General features: G+C 56.5%; 21 protein-coding genes and 1 tRNA gene. 7 read left to right on the top strand and 15 right to left on the bottom strand.

Annotated elements, in window-relative coordinates; all coding sequences use genetic code 11:
- Positions 1–8: 8 nt before the first annotated feature.
- From alaC to ffh, 8 genes are all read right to left on the bottom strand, one after another.
- Entirely contained in the window at positions 9–1,199 is a 1,191-nt protein-coding gene (alaC, locus tag A3709_RS06300) for an alanine transaminase (protein ID WP_066051698.1), read from the bottom strand.
- A 173-nt stretch (positions 1,200–1,372) separates the two neighbouring features.
- A complete protein-coding gene (locus A3709_RS06305; protein ID WP_066051701.1) occupies positions 1,373–2,122 on the bottom strand; it encodes a DsbC family protein in 750 nt (249 codons plus the stop codon).
- Positions 2,123–2,208: 86 nt separating this feature from the next.
- The gene (gene xerD, locus A3709_RS06310; RefSeq protein WP_066051947.1) at positions 2,209–3,114 is read right to left on the bottom strand and encodes a site-specific tyrosine recombinase XerD; all 906 of its coding nucleotides are present in this window, start codon (positions 3,112–3,114) and stop codon (positions 2,209–2,211) included.
- A 436-nt stretch (positions 3,115–3,550) separates the two neighbouring features.
- A complete protein-coding gene (rplS, locus tag A3709_RS06315) occupies positions 3,551–3,904 on the bottom strand; it encodes a 50S ribosomal protein L19 (RefSeq protein ID WP_066051704.1) in 354 nt (117 codons plus the stop codon).
- A gap of 54 nt (positions 3,905–3,958) precedes the next feature.
- Positions 3,959–4,696 carry a tRNA (guanosine(37)-N1)-methyltransferase TrmD gene (gene trmD, locus A3709_RS06320; RefSeq protein WP_066051708.1) on the bottom strand — a complete coding sequence of 246 codons (738 nt, stop codon included), beginning with the start codon at positions 4,694–4,696 and terminating at the stop codon, positions 3,959–3,961.
- A gap of 8 nt (positions 4,697–4,704) precedes the next feature.
- Positions 4,705–5,253 (bottom strand): ribosome maturation factor RimM, encoded by a 549-nt coding sequence (gene rimM / locus A3709_RS06325; protein WP_066051710.1) that lies wholly within the window; start codon positions 5,251–5,253, stop codon positions 4,705–4,707.
- Between the two features lie 19 nt (positions 5,254–5,272).
- On the bottom strand, positions 5,273–5,521 hold the full coding sequence (rpsP, locus tag A3709_RS06330; RefSeq protein ID WP_066051713.1) for a 30S ribosomal protein S16: 249 nt from the start codon (positions 5,519–5,521) through the stop codon (positions 5,273–5,275).
- Positions 5,522–5,845: 324 nt separating this feature from the next.
- Positions 5,846–7,258, bottom strand: coding sequence for a signal recognition particle protein (gene ffh / locus A3709_RS06335; protein ID WP_066051716.1), 1,413 nt, complete (start codon positions 7,256–7,258; stop codon positions 5,846–5,848).
- A gap of 117 nt (positions 7,259–7,375) precedes the next feature.
- Between ffh and A3709_RS06340 the strand changes: the two genes are divergently transcribed.
- Together A3709_RS06340 and A3709_RS06345 are read left to right on the top strand one after the other, a co-directional pair.
- Positions 7,376–8,179, top strand: coding sequence for an inner membrane protein YpjD (locus A3709_RS06340; RefSeq protein ID WP_066051950.1), 804 nt, complete (start codon positions 7,376–7,378; stop codon positions 8,177–8,179).
- Positions 8,180–8,249: 70 nt separating this feature from the next.
- A complete protein-coding gene (locus tag A3709_RS06345; RefSeq protein ID WP_066051719.1) occupies positions 8,250–9,527 on the top strand; it encodes an HlyC/CorC family transporter in 1,278 nt (425 codons plus the stop codon).
- On the opposite strand, the gene A3709_RS06350 is transcribed toward A3709_RS06345, so the two are convergent.
- Genes A3709_RS06350 through A3709_RS06380 form a run of 7 tightly spaced genes read right to left on the bottom strand, consistent with a single transcriptional unit; the run spans position 9,524 to position 13,660 of the window.
- Entirely contained in the window at positions 9,524–9,718 is a 195-nt protein-coding gene (locus tag A3709_RS06350) for a DUF1289 domain-containing protein (RefSeq protein ID WP_066051722.1), read from the bottom strand. The two genes, A3709_RS06345 and A3709_RS06350, sit on opposite strands and share 4 nt — an antisense overlap.
- Complete coding sequence (locus A3709_RS06355) at positions 9,715–10,239, bottom strand: gamma carbonic anhydrase family protein (protein WP_066051726.1); 525 nt, start codon at positions 10,237–10,239, stop codon at positions 9,715–9,717. Before A3709_RS06355 ends, A3709_RS06350 begins: the two co-directional genes overlap by 4 nt.
- Positions 10,236–10,847 (bottom strand): CoA pyrophosphatase, encoded by a 612-nt coding sequence (locus tag A3709_RS06360; protein ID WP_197484088.1) that lies wholly within the window; start codon positions 10,845–10,847, stop codon positions 10,236–10,238. The genes A3709_RS06355 and A3709_RS06360 overlap by 4 nt, the downstream gene beginning before the upstream one ends.
- A complete protein-coding gene (locus A3709_RS06365; protein ID WP_066051729.1) occupies positions 10,844–11,161 on the bottom strand; it encodes an NGG1p interacting factor NIF3 in 318 nt (105 codons plus the stop codon). The genes A3709_RS06360 and A3709_RS06365 overlap by 4 nt, the downstream gene beginning before the upstream one ends.
- Positions 11,162–12,283, bottom strand: a complete 1,122-nt coding sequence (tgt, locus tag A3709_RS06370) for a tRNA guanosine(34) transglycosylase Tgt (RefSeq protein WP_156507583.1) — start codon at positions 12,281–12,283, stop codon at positions 11,162–11,164. It lies immediately after the preceding gene.
- Positions 12,280–13,344 carry a tRNA preQ1(34) S-adenosylmethionine ribosyltransferase-isomerase QueA gene (gene queA / locus A3709_RS06375; protein WP_066051735.1) on the bottom strand — a complete coding sequence of 355 codons (1,065 nt, stop codon included), beginning with the start codon at positions 13,342–13,344 and terminating at the stop codon, positions 12,280–12,282. The genes tgt and queA overlap by 4 nt, the downstream gene beginning before the upstream one ends.
- Positions 13,345–13,402: 58 nt before the next feature.
- The gene (locus A3709_RS06380) at positions 13,403–13,660 is read right to left on the bottom strand and encodes a hypothetical protein (protein ID WP_197484089.1); all 258 of its coding nucleotides are present in this window, start codon (positions 13,658–13,660) and stop codon (positions 13,403–13,405) included.
- Between the two features lie 166 nt (positions 13,661–13,826).
- Between A3709_RS06380 and A3709_RS06385 the strand changes: the two genes are divergently transcribed.
- The 5 genes from A3709_RS06385 (at position 13,827) to A3709_RS06405 (ending at position 18,503) form a co-directional block, all read left to right on the top strand.
- A tRNA-Leu gene (locus tag A3709_RS06385) sits at positions 13,827–13,913 on the top strand.
- Positions 13,914–14,035: 122 nt separating this feature from the next.
- The gene (locus A3709_RS06390) at positions 14,036–15,622 is read left to right on the top strand and encodes a site-specific integrase (protein WP_066051738.1); all 1,587 of its coding nucleotides are present in this window, start codon (positions 14,036–14,038) and stop codon (positions 15,620–15,622) included.
- An 82-nt stretch (positions 15,623–15,704) separates the two neighbouring features.
- Positions 15,705–16,208, top strand: a complete 504-nt coding sequence (locus tag A3709_RS06395; RefSeq protein ID WP_156507584.1) for a hypothetical protein — start codon at positions 15,705–15,707, stop codon at positions 16,206–16,208.
- A complete protein-coding gene (locus tag A3709_RS06400) occupies positions 16,205–16,609 on the top strand; it encodes a hypothetical protein (protein WP_066051743.1) in 405 nt (134 codons plus the stop codon). Before A3709_RS06395 ends, A3709_RS06400 begins: the two co-directional genes overlap by 4 nt.
- Positions 16,610–16,760: 151 nt before the next feature.
- Positions 16,761–18,503, top strand: coding sequence for a DUF4209 domain-containing protein (locus tag A3709_RS06405; protein WP_066051746.1), 1,743 nt, complete (start codon positions 16,761–16,763; stop codon positions 18,501–18,503).
- Positions 18,504–18,520 lie beyond the last annotated feature (17 nt).

Raw genomic sequence — 18,520 nt, forward strand, 5'->3', positions numbered from 1 at the left:
GGCTCGCCTCAGGCGAAACCGTCATTTTTAAACATACGTTTGATATTGCGAATCGCCTGACGCGTACGGTGTTCGTTTTCGATCAGACCGAACCGCACGTAGCCCTCGCCATACTCGCCGAATCCCACGCCGGGCGAGACCGCCACTTTGGCTTCTTGCAGCAGCTTTTTACTGAACTCGATGGAGTCGTAGTCGCTGTAACACTCGGGAATTTTCGCCCACACGAACATGGTGGCCCGCGGCGGCGTGACCGCCCAACCAGCGGCGTTCAGGCCTTCACACAGCACGTCGCGGCGCGACTTGTACATGGCGTTGATTTCACCCACGCAGGTCTGGTCACCTTCCAGGGCCGCGATGGCCGCCACCTGAATCGGTGTGAACATGCCGTAATCAAGGTACGACTTCATCCGCGCCAACGCACCCACCAGGGTTTTGTTGCCGCAACAGAAGCCCACACGCCAACCCGGCATGTTGTAGCTCTTGGACATGCTGTAAAACTCCACGGCGATATCCATGGCGCCTTCTACCTGCAGAATCGACGGCGCTTCATAGCCGTCGTAGCACAGGTCGGCGTAAGCCAGATCCTGTACCACCCATATATTGTGTTCCTTGGCAATGGCCACCACGCGCTCGAAAAACTCCAGCTCCACGCAATAGGCCGTGGGGTTGGAGGGGAAGTTGAGCACCAGCATCTTGGGCCGTGGCCAGCTGTTGTGAATCGCCTTTTCCAGTTCATCGAAGAAGTCTTCTTCGTTCATGCCCATGGGCACGTGGCGGATATCCGCACCGGAGATCACAAAACCATAGGGGTGAATCGGGTACGAGGGATTGGGCACCAGAATCGCGTCGCCGGGGCCAGTGGTGGCCAGCGCCAGGTGTGCCAGGCCTTCTTTGGAGCCCAGGGTGACAATGGCTTCAGTTTCGGGGTCGAGCATGACGTCGTAGCGGCGCTGGTACCAATCGCAAATCGCTTTGCGCAACCTTGGAATACCCTTGGACTGCGAATAGCGATGGGTATCGCCGCGCTGGGCGGTCTCCACCAGCTTGTCGACGATATGCTCCGGGGTCGGCTGATCGGGGTTGCCCATGCCGAAATCGATGATATCCTCGCCCGCCGCTCGCGCCTGCTGCTTCAACTCACCAATAATGTTGAACACATAGGGGGGTAGGCGTGAAATGCGCCGGAATTGTTCGTCCACGATTTCTAACTCTTACTTCGGTTATGACAGCCCAGCAAAGGGCTGGAGAACTGACAGGAAAGGGGTCAGAAACAGTACGGTTTAAGGGGGGGGATGTCAACGCGGGGGACTACCAAAAACACCCACGAAAAAGGGAAAAACCCGCACGCAATGGCGCGCGGGTTTAGAGAAAATTACTCTACACCAAGTGTCGCAAGAATCTTGTCAGCATCCTGGTAGCCGGGAATCATCTGGCCAGTGTCGGTAATAATCGCAGGGGTGCCACGCACACCGAGCTGCTGGCCGAGCTGGTACTGCTCATCAACGGGGTTGGAATCGCACTGCTTAACCGGTACCGGCTCCTTGTTTTTCAGCGCGGTGAGAGTCTGCTGCGGGTTCTCTGCACACCAGGCGCCTACCAGCTGGCGATAGCCCGCTGAGTCGGTGCCGCCACGTGGGAAGGCCAGGTAACGCACCTGTACGCCGTGTTTGTTCAGCTCCGGCACTTCATTGTGCAGCTTCTGGCAGTAGAAACAGGTGGTATCGGTGAATACAGTGATCTCGCCTTTCACCTCACCTTCAGGCGCAAATACAATCATGTCGGCCTCGTCCAAGGCCTCCATCTTGGCCAGGCGCTCGCCATCGCGGCGCTGCTCGGTGAGGTTTACAAACTGGCCGTTATCGACCTGAAACAGGTCACCCACCAGGAAATGCTTGCCGTCAGCGGTGGCGTAAACCATGGGACCGTTATCAAACTGTACTTCGTACATGCCCTGGATATCGCTGGTGCTCACAGTGCTCACCGACAGGCCCATGGCGGGGCTGTTCATGGCGGCACTAATGCGCTCAAAAGTTTCTTTGTCCACCGGCGCGCCGGCATTGACCATAGGAGCCACGGCAATGATCAGGGTAGCCACAGCGGCCTGGTACAGTCGATTAAACATCTTGTTTCCTCACTAATTTCGCCCCGGTCTCCCCTGGCCGGCGCACAGTTCTCAGCTTTTTGAGCATCAGTAGCGCAATAAGTTCCTCAACCCCGTGGATGGTGCTCGGCATGCAGTTCCTGCATCCGCTGCTTCGCCACATGGGTGTATATCTGGGTGGTCGTCAGGTCGCTGTGCCCCAGCAACATTTGCACGACCCGCAGATCCGCTCCGTGATTCAGGAGGTGGGTCGCGAATGCGTGGCGCAGGGTGTGGGGAGACAGTGCCTGGCGAATACCGGCGCGCTGGGCGTAGATTTTAATACGATACCAGAAGGTCTGGCGAGTCATCTGCCGCCCTCTTTTACTGGGAAACACAACATCGGAGGGGATTCCCTTGAGCATTTCACCCCGCGGACCGGCCATATAGCGTTGCAACCAGCTGAGCGCCTCCTCACCCATAGGCACCAGCCGCTCCTTACTGCCCTTGCCGAACACCCGCACCACCCCCTGGTTGAGGCTCACCTGGGTCACCTGCAGGCTGGTCAGCTCTGTCACCCTGAGGCCGCAGGCATACAACAGCTCGAGCATGGTGCGATCGCGGAATTCCAGCGGATCGTCGAGATCGGGTGCCTCAAGCAGCTTGTCGACCTGGGCTTCAGAGATGGACTTGGGCAATGGGCGCCCGAGCTTGGGGCTGTCGACATCCAGGGTAGGATCGGCCTGTATCCGACTTTCCCTGATCAGGTACTTATAAAAGCCCCTGGCACAGGACATAAACCTCGCGGTGGAGCGCTGTGACTGCCCCTGCTCCAGGCGCGCTCCGAGGTAGGCCTGCAGTTCAGCGCGGTCGGCGCGAACCACTGTGCTACCTTTGTTTTTGGCAAGCCATTCATTGAATTGGCGCAGGTCGCGGCGGTAGGAGCTCAGGGTGTTGTCACTGAGGCCCTTCTCCATCCACATGGCGTCGATGTAGCGTTCGATTTCTGGGTGTTCTAGCAGGGCTTCTGACATGCGGTAACGGTAACATGATTCGATGTGATTGGGTTTGTTCCGGCTAGCCCGGCTGGAACGGAGTTTATCTCTCGAAACCGCTGCAAGGCCATCCATGGCTCCCGACGATTTCGAGAGATAAACTCCGTTCCCGCCCTCTATTTCGCCATACACGCCACACCCTAGGCGAAAAGCCTCTCTAGAATAGAAACACCCCAGGTACCGGTACACATACAGCCCCAAGGCCGAGAGAGCTTTTGCCCTTTCGATATCGTCGGGAGGCTGGGTGGCGCGGCCGGCGATCCGGTACGCCGAATCGCCCCATGGATGGGCTCGCAGTGGTCTTGGAAGGGCAAAAGCTCTCTTGGCCGCCAGGTGAAGAAGCTTCTAACCCCGAACTAAAGGCAAAAAAAAGCGGCCACTAGGGCCGCTTTCGGATACTGCTAAAGGCAGAAGCTTAGGACAGCTTCTCCTTGATGCGGGCAGCCTTACCAGACAGCTCACGCAGGTAGTACAGCTTGGCCTGACGTACGTCGCCGCGACGCTTGACAGTGATGCTGTCTACGAGGGGGCTGTAAGTCTGGAAAGTACGCTCTACGCCAACACCGTGGGAGATTTTGCGTACAGTGAAGGCAGAGTTCAGCGCGCGGTTGCGCTTAGCGATAACAACGCCTTCGAACGCCTGCAGACGCTCGCGGTTGCCTTCTTTTACTTTTACCTGAACAACCACGGTATCACCCGGGGCAAATTCAGGCAGCTCTTTCTCCATCTGTTCAGCTTCAAGCTGAGAAATGATCTTGTTGGTGCTCATGGCGCGCTCCTGTTGATTAACAATCGTAGCTTCACAGCTAGCGGTTTTAAAATTTCACTCGCGTTCGCGGAGATACTCCGCCAACAATTCGTCTTCTTCGGCCGTGTTGGCCCTGCCCTCCAGCAAGTCCGGGCGACGCTCGTACGTTCTTCCCAGTGCCTGCTTCAGGCGCCAGCGGCGAATCCACTCGTGATTGCCGCTGAGCAATACTTCCGGTACCGGCTTACCCTGGTACTCCTCGGGCCGGGTGTAGTGTGGGCAGTCCAACAGGCCATCGGCGTAGGAATCTTCCTGAGCCGACAGCTCGTGCCCCAACACTCCGGGCAAATGGCGCGTTACCGAGTCGATAACCACCATGGCAGCCAGTTCGCCGCCGCTTAAAACGTAGTCGCCAATGGATATTTCTTCATCCACTTCCGCTTCGATCAGGCGTTCATCGACACCTTCATAGCGGCCGGCAACCAGGATCAGCGCTTGCTCCTGTGAGAGTGCCACTGACTTGCCGTGGTCCAGGCGCTTACCCTGAGGCGAAAGGTAGATCACTCTAGCGTCTGCTCCCGCCGCCTCCCTTGCTGCGGCTATCGCCTGCTGCAGGGGATCTATCTTCATCAACATGCCCGGGCCACCGCCGTAGGGCCTGTCGTCCACCGTGCGATGCTTGTCGGTGGTGAAGTCCCGCGGATTGCTGTGGCTGATAGTCACCAGCCCCTGCTTTACCGCTCTGCCCGTGACACCATGGTCCGTGACAGCTTCAAACATTTCCGGGAACAGGCTGACCAGTGCAATATGCATGTTGCCGCCTATTCCTCGAGGTACCAATCGACCTCGATAACGCCCTCTTCCAGGCTTACCCGGGTGACCACATCGCCGGGCAGGTAGGGAACCAGTCGTTCCCTGTCATCGATGCTGCCGTCGCTTGCCTTGATCACCAGCACGTCATTGGCGCCGGTTTCGATCATGTAATCGACAGTGCCCAACAGCACGCGATCGCCTTCTGATTCGGGCTCCCGACCCCAGGCTTGCAAACCTTGCAACTGGTGCCAGTAGTAATCGCCCTCTTCCAGGCTGGGGAGGCTATTCGCCTCCACCACAATGTTCAGCCCCTTGAAGGACTCCGCCAGGGTACGGTCATCCACCCCCGCGATATGGGCAATCATGCCCTTGCCATGGCGCTTCCACTCATCGAACTCAACCGTTTCCAGTGAGCCGCGTCGCTGGAGCTGCCAGGCACCGAACCGAAAGAGGTTTTCTTCAGGATCGGTAAATGAGTGCACTTTGACCCACCCCTTAATGCCGTACGGGCCAGTAATTTTACCGGCAGTCAGCGGGTTGGCACCGGACTCACTCATAAAGGCCGGTCAGCGGGGATTAGGCCGCTACAGCAGCTTCCTTAACCAGCTTTGCTACGCGCTCAGACAGCTGCGCACCCTGGCCCTGCCAGTATGCGATGCGATCGGAGTCAACGCGCAGGCGCTCTTCCTGGCCACGGGCTACGGGGTTGAAGAAACCAACGCGCTCAATGAAGCGGCCATTGCGCGCATTGCGGCTGTCGGTCACTGTCAGGTGGTAGAAGGGGCGCTTTTTGGAGCCGCCACGTGCAAGACGAATAGTTACCATGTGATCTCAATTCCTTGATTTTTAAGGCGAAATCTCCCGCTTGGGATGGCTCGCCCACGACAAAACCCGGCACACGGGCCGGAAAGGTGGCGTATCATACGGAAAACACGGGGGGAATGAAACCCCCTTTGAAAGGAATTTTTGTAGTTATTTCCGGAGCTTACCGTCATTCCCGCGAAGGCGGGAAACCAGGGAATTATCCGCCATATATCAGCTCAACAATGCGCGTCTGCCAGGCGCGCCGGTCCGCTGCAAATAACCAAGATGATTCCTGGCGACTAGGTCAATGGATCCCGGCCTGCGCCGGGATGACGACCTCAGCCCTTATTTGAAGGGAGGCATGCCACCAGGAGGCATTCCGCCGCCCATACCGGGGGGCATACCGCCGCCGGGGCCGCCCATCATGCCGCCGAGGCCGCGCATCATTTTCTGCATGCCGCCGCCCTTCATTTTCTTCATCATTTTCTGCATCTGCTTGTGCTGCTTGAGCAGTCGGTTCAGGTCCTGCACCTGGGTGCCGGAACCCTTGCAGATGCGTTTCTTGCGCGAGCCCTGAATGCTCTCGGGCTTGCGGCGCTCTCCCGGGGTCATGGAGTTAATCATGGCTTCCATGCGGGCAAACTGCTTCATATCCAGATTCTGCTGAGCCATCTGGGCCATGTTGCCCATACCGGGCAGTTTGTCCAACATGCCGGTGATGCCGCCCATATTGTTCATTTGCTGCAGCTGATCGCGGAAATCTTCCAGGTCGAACTTCTGGCCCTTCTTGACCTTGCGCGCCAGCTTGGCGGCCTTTTCCTTGTCGACCTTCTGCTCCGCCTCTTCGATCAGCGACATCATGTCGCCCATGCCGAGAATGCGCGAGGCCAGGCGATCCGGGTGGAACGGGTCCAGCGCCGTGGTCTTCTCACCGACACCGAGGAACTTGATGGGTTTACCCGTGATAGAGCGCACGGACAGCGCGGCACCGCCACGGGTATCAGCATCGACCTTCGTGAGGATCACGCCGGTAAGTGGCAGCGTCTCGCCAAACGCCTTGGCAGTATTGGCGGCGTCCTGGCCGGTCATGGCATCAACCACGAACAGGGTTTCAATGGGGTTAACCGCTTTGTGTAGTTGGGAGATTTCTTCCATCATCTCCTGGTCAACCGCGAGGCGTCCTGCGGTATCGACAATAAGTACATCGGAAAAATTCTTCTTGGCGTGGCTGATAGCCGCGTTGGCAATATCCACCGGCTTCTGGGACGTGTCAGACGGGAAGAAATCAGCGCCAACCTCAGCTGCAAGTGTTTCCAGCTGTTTGATCGCCGCCGGGCGATACACGTCGGCGGACACCACGGTGACCTTTTTCTTTTCGCGCTCCGCCAGGTGCTTGGCCAGCTTGGCTGCGGAGGTGGTCTTACCTGCACCCTGCAGGCCGGCCATGAGGATTACCGCGGGGGGCTGCGTCGCCAAGTTAAGCGACTCGTTGGCGGTGCCCATGACGGTTTCGAGTTCCGCCTGGACAATTTTCAGGAAGGCCTGTCCAGGGCTCAGACTCTTCATGACCTCCTGGCCGAGGGCGCGCTGCTTCACGGAATCCACGAAGCCCTTGACCACGGGCAAGGCAACGTCGGCCTCAAGCAAGGCCATGCGCACTTCACGCAGGGTGTCCTGGATGTTGTCTTCGGACAGGGTGGCCTTGCCGGTAATCGTGCGCAGGCTGTTTGACAGGCGATCGCTGAGGCTCTGGAACATAGGGGTACTCTTCAATCCAACGGAGTTACTGCAAGTGCCTGACCGCTATTGATTCTGGCGGGACACTTCGGTACAAAGGAGCGAAGTATACGTCACCTCGGCCTAACCCCCAAACTGATGCCCATCACTGCTATCGCCCTGTTTGCCGCACTGTTGTACCTGGCCGCCACGGGCCTGCATCTTATGCATGTTTTTCAGCGGCGCGAAGGCCTCAGCCGCGCGGTAGTCACGCTGGGCGTGGTCGCCGTGGTTTCGCACGCACTGGTCGCCTGGGACAGCATTCACAGCCAGACCGGTGTCACCTTGGGCTTTTATAAAATATCAGCGCTGATTTTCCTGGTGATCAATGTTGCCTGTGCGCTGTTGATGTTACGCCGCCCACTGCAGAGCCTGTTGGTGTTTCTGTTTCCGCTGTCGGCGATGTCAGTGCTCGTCTCCACGTTCGCGCCAGAAACCAGTGCCGACACAGCAGAACTCTCCGGCGGCATGCTGTTTCATATCAGCAGCTCCATTCTCGCCTATGCCATCTTCACCCTGGCGGCTGCCCAGGCGGGCCTGGTTGCCATTCAGGACTACCANCTGCGCCACCGCCATACCCGCGGCATCATCCAGCTGCTGCCACCCCTGCAGCTCATGGAAACCATGCTGTTCGAACTTCTGTTTGTGGGCGTGGTGTTGCTAAGCGCGGCTATCGTGTCGGGCTTCCTGTTTGTGGATGATTTGTTCGCCCAATCGCTGGTCCACAAGACCACCCTGACCATCGTCGCCTGGGTACTGTTCACCGCCCTGCTGTGGGGCCACCATCAGCTGGGCTGGCGCGCGCAGACAGCAGTGAAGTTTACGCTCGCTGGATTTGTCATGCTGATGCTGGCCTTCTTTGGCTCCAAGCTGGTGCTGGAGTTGGTGTTGCAACGGGGCTGAGACAGTCTTGCGCCGCCCCTGCTTTTTCTCCAAGATACGCTCTCAGTAATTACACAGGTTCACCCCCACCTTGAACGAAGCACCGCTGGGTATCCTTTTCTCGATACTCGCTGCACTGATTCTCCTCTCGGGTTTTTTCTCCAGTTCAGAGACCGGCATGATGTCGCTGAACCGTTACCGCCTGAAGCATCTGCAGAAGAATAAGCACCGCGGCGCCACCCGCGCTGCTAAACTCCTCGACCGCCCGGACCGGTTGATTGGCCTGATCCTGATCGGCAACAACCTGGTGAATATTTTCGCCTCGGCAATTGCCACGGTGATTGCGATTCGTTTATGGGGCGACGCCGGCATCTTTATCGCCACCCTGGCGCTCACGCTGGTGATTCTGATCTTTGCCGAGATCACACCCAAGACCATCGCCGCACTGCACCCTGAGAAAGTGGCGTTTCCTGCCAGCGTGATTCTGCTGCCGCTACTGAAACTGTTTTATCCGCTGGTGGCGCTGGTGAACTGGTTCACCAACGGACTACTGCGCCTGCTCGGCTTTGACCCCAGCAAGCAGCACGATGAGAACCTCTCGTCCGATGAATTACGCACCATTGTGACCGATGCCGGCCAGCTGATTCCCGCGCGTCACCGCGGCATGCTGCTGAACATTCTCGACCTCGAGGAAGTCAGCGTGGATGACATCATGGTGCCGCGTAACGACGTCTACGGTATCGACCTGGACGACAGCGACGAGGATATTCTGCGTTGCATCCAGAACAGCTCCCACACCCGCCTGCCCGTTTGGCGCAAGGACATTAACGACATCGTCGGCATGCTGCACATGCGCAACATCAGCCGCGTTATCGACATGCAGGGCCTTGACCGGCGCGCGCTGGAACGTGAAATAGAAAAGCCCTACTTCGTGCCGGAGAGCACGCCACTGCACACCCAGCTGCTTAATTTCCAGCAGAAAAAGCATCGCCTGGGCGTGGTGGTGGATGAGTACGGAGAGGTGATAGGGCTGGTGGCTCTGGAAGATATTCTCGAGGAGATTGTCGGCGAATTTACCTCCAACCGGTCCGAGGAAGATGCCACCATTTTCCCGCAGCGTGATGGCAGCTATATCATCGCCGGTAACGCCAGTATTCGCGATATCAATAAGGCTCTGGAATGGACACTGCCCACAGACGGCCCGAAGACCCTGTCGGGGCTGGTGCTTGAATACCTGGAAGGCTTTCCGGACGCCAACGCCGGACTATCGGTGGGCAACTACCAGTTCGAAATTCTCGAACTGGAAGACAATGTGGTGCAGGCGGTCAGAGCCTGCGCCAGTGCACCTGCCAAGGTCGAAGACAGCTAGAGCAGGCGCACACCGCCAGACTGCTCGTCACGGCGCTCATTGGCTTTCTTGACGATTTCACGCTTGGCTTCGGCATCGAGCATAAACCAATCGGTGATCTCGTCTGCGGTGCGGTAGCAGCCGATACATACATCGTTTTCATCCAGCGCACAGACGGCGATACAGGGCGACTGCGGCTCTTGCTGGCTCACGCCTGCTCCTCCAGCGATGCGTTGAAGCGCTGGGCATTGCTCGCGTAGTGCTCGGCATTGCCGCGCAACATGGCCTGGGTGGCCTCGTCCAATTGACGCACGACCTTGGCCGGGGAACCGAGCACCATCGAGCCGTCGGGAATCTCGGTACCTTCTGTGACCAGGGCATTCGCCCCAATCAGGCAGCCCATACCGATTTTGGCGCCGTTAAGTACCACCGCATTAATGCCCACCAGCGTGCCATCGCCAATCGTACAGCCGTGAATCATGGCGTTGTGCCCCACAGTGACGTCCTCACCAATGACGGCAGGGAAGCCAGGGTCAGCGTGAATGACTGTACCGTCCTGGATATTACTGCGCGCGCCCACCTCGATGCGGTCGGCGTCACCGCGCAGCACGCAGCTGAACCAGACACTGGCACTGTCGTGCAGCGTTACATCACCAATCACTGCAGCGTTGGGCGCAATAAAATGCCCCTCGCCCATTAACTGAACTTCTTTGTCGCCGAGACGATATTTCATGCTTGGATACTCCATCCTCTGCGCATTTCAAGCGGCACCCCGTAGGCCACACTGGCCAGTTGGCCGAGAATAGCGGCGGTCACACCCCAGATGTTATCCCCGTCTATCTGGTATTGCGGGGTAAAGTAAGTTTTGCCGGGCATCTCGAACTTCAGCGTTTGTAGGCGCGATGCATCGGCGAACACAGCCAGCGGCTGGTAAAATACGGAATCGAACTCGCGGGTATCGACCACCAGCTCTAGTCCACAGGGCACCCGGGCTACACAGGGGTGGACTTCAAAATCGGTACGCGTAATCATCGGCGCAAGTTCACCCAGAGGTGTCACCTGCGCCTCGCGAATACCCACCTCTTCTTCGGCTTCTCGCAACGCCGTCACCCAGGGAGAAGCGTCGCTCGGCTCGCGCTTGCCACCGGGAAAAGCTACTTCGCCAGGGTGGGTCTTCAAGTGGCGGCCGCGCCGGCCCAGTAACACTCGCGGCTCGGCTTCGTCGGTCAATGGCACCAGTACCGCAGCCTCTGGTCGCCGCCCAGGATCTGGATCCCAGGCCTGTCCATCCAAGGGAAGCTGCGCTTGCAGTCGCGCGAAGATAGCAGCGGCGTCACTCACTCGGGTAATTCCGCCATTTGCAGCAGATCCCAGGCTGGCTCTTCATAGGGGTGGGCAGCAATCATGGCGTCTACAACGGCGCGAACGCAGTCATCAGCACACACCATTTCAACGCGATATTCGTCTACCAACTCAAGTTCACCCGGCTTGCCGATGAACGGAGTGGCTGCCGCTGACGGCCGGAACTGCCCCTGCCCTGCCACCTGCCAGCAGCACTGGTCGTAATCGCCGATGCGGCCTGCACCTGCGGCAAAGGCCGCTGCTTTCACATGCTCAAGGTGTGTCTCGGGGACGTAAAAGCCGAGTTTGTACATCTAGACGCCCCGGGCCTGAGCTTCGTAGTAATTGGCGGCAAAGTCATCGAGGTTCTGATCCTCAATGGCCGCTCGTATACCCTGCATATGCTGCTGGTAGTAGTGCAGGTTGTGAATGGTATTGAGCTGTGAGCCGAGGATCTCATTGCACTTGTCGAGATGGTGCAGGTAGCCGCGGCTGAAGTTCTGACAGGTGTAACAATTGCAGTCTTCGTCAATAGGCAGCGTGCTGGTTTTGTGTCGCGCGTTGCGCAACTTGAGCTGCCCGCGGGAGGTAAACAGGTTGCCGTTGCGGGCGTTGCGGGTGGGCATCACGCAATCGAACATGTCGACACCGCGGCGCACGCCCTCCAGCAGGTCTGCCGGAGTACCCACACCCATAAGATAGCGGGGCTTGTCGGCGGGGATAATGGGCTGCATCGCCTCCAGCACGTGCATCATCTCGTCCTTGGGTTCGCCCACCGAGAGGCCACCAATGGCATAGCCATCGAAGCCGATGTCTGTGAGGCCGTCGAGCGACTCCTGGCGTAACTCGGGATACATACCGCCCTGGACAATGCCAAACAGTGCAGCGCTGCTATCGCCGTGTGCCTGCTTACTGCGCTTTGCCCACCGCAGTGACAGTTCCATGGAATCACGGGCCTCGTCGACAGTGGCTGGATACGGCGTGCACTCATCGAAAATCATGACAATGTCGGAGCCGAGCTTGCGCTGAATCTCCATGGACTTTTCCGGGTCGAGAAACACCCTGGAACCATCGACAGGTGACTGAAACTTCACGCCGTCTTCCGAAATTTTGCGCATATCTCCCAGGCTGAACACCTGGAAGCCGCCGGAGTCGGTGAGGATGGGGCCATCCCAGCCCATGAAATCATGCAAATCGCCGTGCTGCTCGATAATGTCGGTACCCGGGCGCAGCCAAAGGTGGAAGGTGTTGCCGAGAATGATTTCCGCGCCAATCTCTTTGATGTCGCGGGGCAACATGCCCTTGACCGTACCGTAGGTGCCCACGGGCATAAATGCGGGCGTTTCAATCGTACCCCGGGGGAAGGTAAGCCGGCCGCGACGGGCATTGCCGTCGTCACCGAGCCGTTCGAACTGCATTCGACACTCTCTGGTCATGCTGATTCCTGTGCATTGGCGGGGGTAATAAACATGGCATCCCCATAACTGAAGAACCGGTAGCGCTCAGCCACGGCGGCGGCATAGGCCGCCATTATAGGCTCACGTCCAGCAAAGGCGCTGACCAGCATGAGCAGCGTGGATTCCGGCAGGTGGAAATTGGTGACCATGGCATCGACACTGCGGAAACGATACCCCGGGTAAATGAAGATGTCTGTGTCGCCCGTAAAGGGAGCGATCTCTCCCCCCTGGCTCGCGGATTCCAGGGAGCGCACTGCGGTGGTGCCAACGGCTATCACTCTTCCGCCCCGGGCACGGGTCTCGCGTACGGCGGCGCAGGCGGCTTCATCGACCTCAATGTACTCCGAGTGCATCTTATGGTCTTCAATATTGTCGGCCCGCACAGGCTGGAAAGTGCCCGCCCCCACATGCAGGGTGACAGTACAGCGCTGCACCCCCATGGTGGCTACTTCACTCAACAAGGCATCAGTAAAGTGCAGGCCAGCGGTGGGCGCTGCCACAGCGCCTTCCCTGGCGGCGAACACCGTCTGATAGCGCTCATGGTCAGCAGCCTCGTCACTGCGCTCAATATACGGCGGCAGCGGCATATGCCCCACCTCGCGCATCATCTGTGAGAGCGCAGGCCCGCCTTCACTGGACAGCAGGAATAAGGCGTCATCGCGACCGGTCACGGTCAGCTCAAGGCCGCAGGGCTCGGCGCCCTGCTCAGGGGTCAGCAAAATTCGCGTGCCCGGCTTGGGTGACTTGCTGCTGCGAATATGCGCCAGTGCCGTGTGTGTGCCCGTCAGGCGTTCCACCAGAATCTCAAGCTTGCCGCCGGTTTCCTTCTGGCCCCAAAGCCGGGCCGGAATCACCCGGGTGTCGTTAAACACCAGCAGGTCACCTTCCCGCAGCAGGCTGGGCAACTGGCTGAAATGGCGGTGATCAATAGCGCCAGAAGCACCGTCAAGACACAGCAGCCGGCTGGCACTGCGCTCCGGAAGCGGGTACTGGGCTATCAGCTCATCGGGGAGCTCGAAATGGAAGTCGCTGCGTAACATAGGCTATAGACAAAGAAGCCGGCACTGGGCCGGCTTCCTGTAAGTCGCTGGGGGAAGCTTACTCTTCCTCGCCAGCTTCCTCTTCTGGAGGAACTTCCTCAGCAGCAGCTTCCTCAGCGGGGGCTTCTTCCTCGGCAGCTTCCTCTTCAGCAGGTGCAGCAGGCAGAGTGACCTTGATCAGCTCTTCGGCCAGCAGGAGTTTCACCTTCTCTTCACCGTTGATGGGCTTCTTGTCGGCGCCCTTAACTGCGTAGCGCTCATCGGCACGCTTGTAGATGCTGTATTCAGCCGTCTTCTTAACCAGTTTCATGGCCATGCTCTTTTCTCCTTAAAAGGTACTCAGATCGCCCGTAGGCGTGGATACGTCAGGTGTTCCCTCAAGAACTGGCGCGGATTCTACATGAAAATTATTGCGCTGTGGAGGCTGCTTGTTATAATCCCGCGCTCTCCAAAAAGGCCCTCTCTGGGACTTTCTACTCTGTGCCGGAGTGGTGAAATTGGTAGACACAGGGGATTCAAAATCCCCCGCCCTTAAAAGCGTGCCGGTTCGAGTCCGGCCTCCGGTACCAAAAATTCCGTAAGCCGCGTCAGGCGGGCATTTGAAGCCTCTCAGGGCCATTCCGAACCTAGGTGGGTCTGCGAGTGGGTCTGCGGCGCTCCTAGTGACTGATTCTCTACAAGGAGAATCAGCATGAATTTCACACGTTTTCTTATACGCAGTCGTCATGGTTCCACTTGGTATGTGAGGGTCTACATCCCCAAGCGACTGCAACCCCTCTTCCACGGCAAGAAGCAGATCAAGAAGTCGACTGGATACCGCGACAAGCGTCAGGCAGGTCGCGTTGCCGCCATCTATTGGGCACAATGTCAGGCACTATTTGACGAACTTGCTCTACAAATGAGCAGCAGGGACAAACCCCGCAGTATCAGAAGCGGACTTACGATAACCACTGACGCACTAGGCAGAGAACACCGTTTTGATTTCGGCGGCGACTCAGACCCTGAAGCGGCCAAGCAGGAACAGCAGGCCGCCCAAGAAGCCCGAGAGGCCACCGCGAAGCTGCTGGAGCAGCATCGTGACAACCTCGAACTGATTCAGGCGCTGGTATCAGCCAACACCCCTGCCGCCACGCATGACCCCAATGCACCTGAGACCGTCATGACCTGGGACGAGCTTTTCAGCAAATTTGAGGCGAAGCAAAAGGAACGCGCCAACAACCCCAGCGAGCGATACAACTTGCGAAGCTTCGATGAGGCACAAGCGTATCGCAACTTCTGGAAGGGGTACTTCGCCGGTCGAGAAGTCCACTCCATCAAGCGAACCGAAATCGAGGCCATAGAGGACTGGCTGCAACGGGTGCCGTCTGGGTTCACCAAGAAAAGTATCTCCATCGACAAGGCGATTGAACTTGCGAAGTCGGGCGTTCACGATCACAAGATGATCAGCGGCCCCACGTACAACCACTACCAACGGCAACTGAAATGGCTGCTGCAATACGCCCATCGCCTGGGAGCGCATCGCGATGACCTGTCGGTCTGCATTCGCCAGAAAGACAAGAACTTGGGAAAGAAATTTGAGCGCATGCCTTTCACCGACGAAGACATGGCACTCATGTTCTGCGGGGAGAACTACACCAGCAATTTCGGCAGGGCCAACCCTAAGACGCCGTTTGCTGCCAGATTTTGGGTACCACTGCTAGCCGCGTTCAGCGGCGCCAGGATGGACGAGCTTTGCCAACTCAAAGTATGTGACGTAATGCACGACGAAGCGACGGACATACACTATCTGAACATCGCTGGGCCAGAAGACACTGCGCCCGATGGACAGCCGAAGAGGGTCAAGAACAGAAACTCTATACGCCCCATACCAATTCACCCTGCCTTGATCAACATTGGCTTCCTGGAATACGCAGACACTCTGCGCAACACACCAGAAGCGAGCCTGTTCGGCCTTCAGCGCGCCCCAGAGGGAAAGTGGGGGTCGCCTCTGTCCAAGTGGTTCACGAACAAAAGCAGCAATGCCAAAGGCTTCATTGAGCGTTGCGGAATAGTGTCCAAGGGCGAATTACGTGACGGGGTGGAATGGACAAAGACCTTTCACGGGCTTCGCCATACAGTTACAGATAATCTACGGGACAAGTTAAAGCGTCTTCCAGATGGCAGTAGAGTCAACGCAGAGGACATTGGGCTGGCTATTGGTCACTTGGATGAAGCCAGCGCCGATCTGGAAACCCACAGCTACGGCCAGGGCGTAAAAAAACCTGGAGTTCCGGCGTGATGTAATTGGACTAATACATTATCAAGCAGTGGATTTTGATAGTATATGGTGGAAATATTAGTAGTTTCCTAGGAGAACTATGGTGACTGACTTACCCACGCCAGATAAGTCTGGATCTTCGGGCGAGCAAGAACTGGCTACTGTAGTTGAGCCAGAACAACCTATCGGGGCATTCGAGGGCATAGCCCCGGTCGCCCATACAATGGCTGGACTCGCAGCAACAAATTCTCGCAGCCTTGGAGGAGAGGTCGCAGCCAATGTTCTTTCAGCCAGTGTCAGTCAAATATCAGCCGAACTCATTGATACCAAACGCGAGCTAAACCATGTTCGAGGGCAACTGGACGAGTGCCGCAACACAACCTCCACCTGGAGGGAGAAAGCAGGGGTCTTGCAAGAGCGCGTAAAAGGCGCCCGAACTGCCCGGAATCTTGGAAACGCCGCCATCACCCTTGGCACCGCTGCAGTAGGTGTAGCAATAGAGCTATATAGGCAGTCCCTCAATACAACCTCTTACTTGGTTGGCGCAATTGGCATCGCCATTGTATTGCTCGGCTGGTTTGCCGGCAGCGGAGGGTCTGAAGAGTGATTGTTCAAGACATAACTGAGTTGTCACTTGAAGGAGTGTTTGATCGCGGCACACCAAACCTTGAGCGGGTGGCGATTCGAGCTGAAGCCAGCTTAAATATGGGGTGCTATGGAATTATGGTTGGACACGTTGGGCCAGATGGCTTCATGCACCCTTATCACGACAACCTCTTTTGGTTCGGAGATGGAATAATCCGTAGAAATGATTGGATATATATCTACACCGGTGAAGGCACACATCAAAACTCAGAGATAGAAGGCACTACCAATAAACTGTTCTCACTCTATTGGGGTCGACAAAGCACCTGCTTCGCCAGCCCAGCGATAGCACCCATTCTTTTCCGAGTCGATGCGGTGGCAACTGTCACTCAGCCGAAAAACCTACCACAAGGTCAGACCTAGTTATCGATCAATGCTCCCAGACAGGAGTGGGGGGAATTTTTGAGTGACATTCGCTCGCTGATCGAACCTTCGGACGACCTTCACGACCAAGTTAACAGTACTCAACCGTTAGCCAAGTAACCTATCGACTAAACAAAGGAGTGTTAGTCAAATGGATCTACAAAAAATTCAGTCTCACCTTGAAGCAAAAGCCGTCAAGATTAATGAATACACTATCGCCAGCCAAATTTCAGAACTGATTGGTGACACCACCCCCTCCTTTGAGATGAAAGCTGAGCATCTCGCATTCATGTTTTGTGAAACCCAAGGAAACACTGACAGCACCTGGGGCACATACTATGGCCCCATCGCCTCCTGGCTGAGGGAAGACGGATCGACGACAGAAAACCCAAGCCTCGATAGTGTTGATTCGCATACCCTCGCTTACTGGGCTTCTCGATCCGCCGAGACAGAAAACCCCATCCTAAAAGCAAGGTACAGCGGTTTGGTTTGGGATCTATCAAAGGCAGCTGCAGACATTCAGCCGGATTACCAAATTGCTGTCGTGCATATCGAAGCCATATTGGACATCTGCAAGGGAGAACTATACGAACATAGCGTCGAGGGCGTACAAAAAATAAAAAGAGCATATCGAGTCGCGAAAGGACTGAACAACACTGCGCTAATCGACAAATGCATTGAGACAATGATCGAACTCGAAGATCATATCGCACAAGATGAAAAACCAGGGCTATGGGGTTTTAGTTTCGACGTATTGGTGCTCGGGAAGGAGCCCCGCTTGAGCGATGAGCAGTCTTCAAATCTGCTGGACGAAATGGAGAATCGTTTGGCAAGACTTGTTGAGGCTGGAAATCCTTGGCCATGTGAGTCTGCTGGCATGCCGCTCGCCACCTATTATCGAGGACAGCACCGCCACGACGATACCACCAGGATTGGTCAAGTGCTGGGTGGAATATTCGAATCCTCATGTGAAGGGAAAGCCCCCCTACTCGCAACATCCCTGTACCAACACGCGCACGACATTTACATTAGCTTCAATCTGAAGTCAGAAGCGGAAAAAGTATCTTCAAAAATACTGGAAATTGGCCCTGCCGTTATTGAAAGCATGAGTGAGATCACCACTTCTACTCAAATCTCGCAGGAGCAACTTGATGCATATCTTGAAGATATGACCGAGGGTGGAGTAGAGAAAAGCATCTCCAGAATCGCTTGTCAGTTAACTGCACGTAAGGGTGAATTAGAAGAACTCGTTATACAGCTCGCAAAGGACAACCCTCTAAGCTATTTATTCAAAAAGACCTTGCAAGATCATAGTGGAAGGCCAGTTGCTGAAATTGGGGGGATTGAGGATGACTTAGAAGGTAACGTTCTGCACCAGATGGCCCAAAGCCTGTCCATCAACTCTTTTTTCCTAAGACACAGCTTGGAACGACTCGTTACCAGATATGAGGTGACCCCCGGGGCTCTTGTTGAGATTTTTCTCCAATCACCAGTATTTACACCCGCAAGAAAGAATTTGGTACTGGCTGGTATCGAAGCGCATTTTCGCGAAGACTACATTGCGTCCATTCACATTCTTATACCTCAGCTTGAGGCGGCGTTTCGAACCCTGCTGGAGCTCACAGGCGCTCCTGTTTTGAAGAAAAACCGCCAGGGAGGGCTTCAGCTTCGCACCCTTGATGAATTGCTGAGGGACAACACTATTAGCAATTGCTTCGGCGAGGATGCAGCTTTCTACTTCCGTGGAGTATTGACAGACCAGAGGGCATGGAACATTAGGAATGATGTTTGCCATGGCTTATCTCCACAGGATCAATTTGGTGTTGTCGTCAGCGACCGTATCCTTCACGTAATGATGTACCTTTCTCAGGTTAGGCAATCTGAAAGCGGATAACGAGTACCGCCAGGCAG

The organism is Halioglobus sp. HI00S01 (assembly GCF_001635445.1).
In the GTDB taxonomy this organism is placed as follows: domain Bacteria; phylum Pseudomonadota; class Gammaproteobacteria; order Pseudomonadales; family Halieaceae; genus Halioglobus; species Halioglobus japonicus.

Excerpts from the sequence above, each read along its gene's own strand:
- A3709_RS06365 (WP_066051729.1), bottom strand. The coding sequence starts at position 11,161 with ATGTACAAACTCGGCTTTTACGTCCCCGAGACACACCTTGAGCATGTG.
- A3709_RS06305 (WP_066051701.1), bottom strand. The coding sequence starts at position 2,122 with ATGTTTAATCGACTGTACCAGGCCGCTGTGGCTACCCTGATCATTGCC.
- A3709_RS06405 (WP_066051746.1), top strand. The coding sequence starts at position 16,761 with ATGGATCTACAAAAAATTCAGTCTCACCTTGAAGCAAAAGCCGTCAAG.
- tgt (WP_156507583.1), bottom strand. The coding sequence starts at position 12,283 with ATGACCAGAGAGTGTCGAATGCAGTTCGAACGGCTCGGTGACGACGGC.
- ffh (WP_066051716.1), bottom strand. The coding sequence starts at position 7,258 with ATGTTCCAGAGCCTCAGCGATCGCCTGTCAAACAGCCTGCGCACGATT.
- queA (WP_066051735.1), bottom strand. The coding sequence starts at position 13,344 with ATGTTACGCAGCGACTTCCATTTCGAGCTCCCCGATGAGCTGATAGCC.
- A3709_RS06390 (WP_066051738.1), top strand. The coding sequence starts at position 14,036 with ATGAATTTCACACGTTTTCTTATACGCAGTCGTCATGGTTCCACTTGG.
- rplS (WP_066051704.1), bottom strand. The coding sequence starts at position 3,904 with ATGAGCACCAACAAGATCATTTCTCAGCTTGAAGCTGAACAGATGGAG.
- rimM (WP_066051710.1), bottom strand. The coding sequence starts at position 5,253 with ATGAGTGAGTCCGGTGCCAACCCGCTGACTGCCGGTAAAATTACTGGC.
- rpsP (WP_066051713.1), bottom strand. The coding sequence starts at position 5,521 with ATGGTAACTATTCGTCTTGCACGTGGCGGCTCCAAAAAGCGCCCCTTC.
- A3709_RS06380 (WP_197484089.1), bottom strand. The coding sequence starts at position 13,660 with ATGGCCATGAAACTGGTTAAGAAGACGGCTGAATACAGCATCTACAAG.
- A3709_RS06355 (WP_066051726.1), bottom strand. The coding sequence starts at position 10,239 with ATGAAATATCGTCTCGGCGACAAAGAAGTTCAGTTAATGGGCGAGGGG.
- xerD (WP_066051947.1), bottom strand. The coding sequence starts at position 3,114 with ATGTCAGAAGCCCTGCTAGAACACCCAGAAATCGAACGCTACATCGAC.
- trmD (WP_066051708.1), bottom strand. The coding sequence starts at position 4,696 with ATGCATATTGCACTGGTCAGCCTGTTCCCGGAAATGTTTGAAGCTGTC.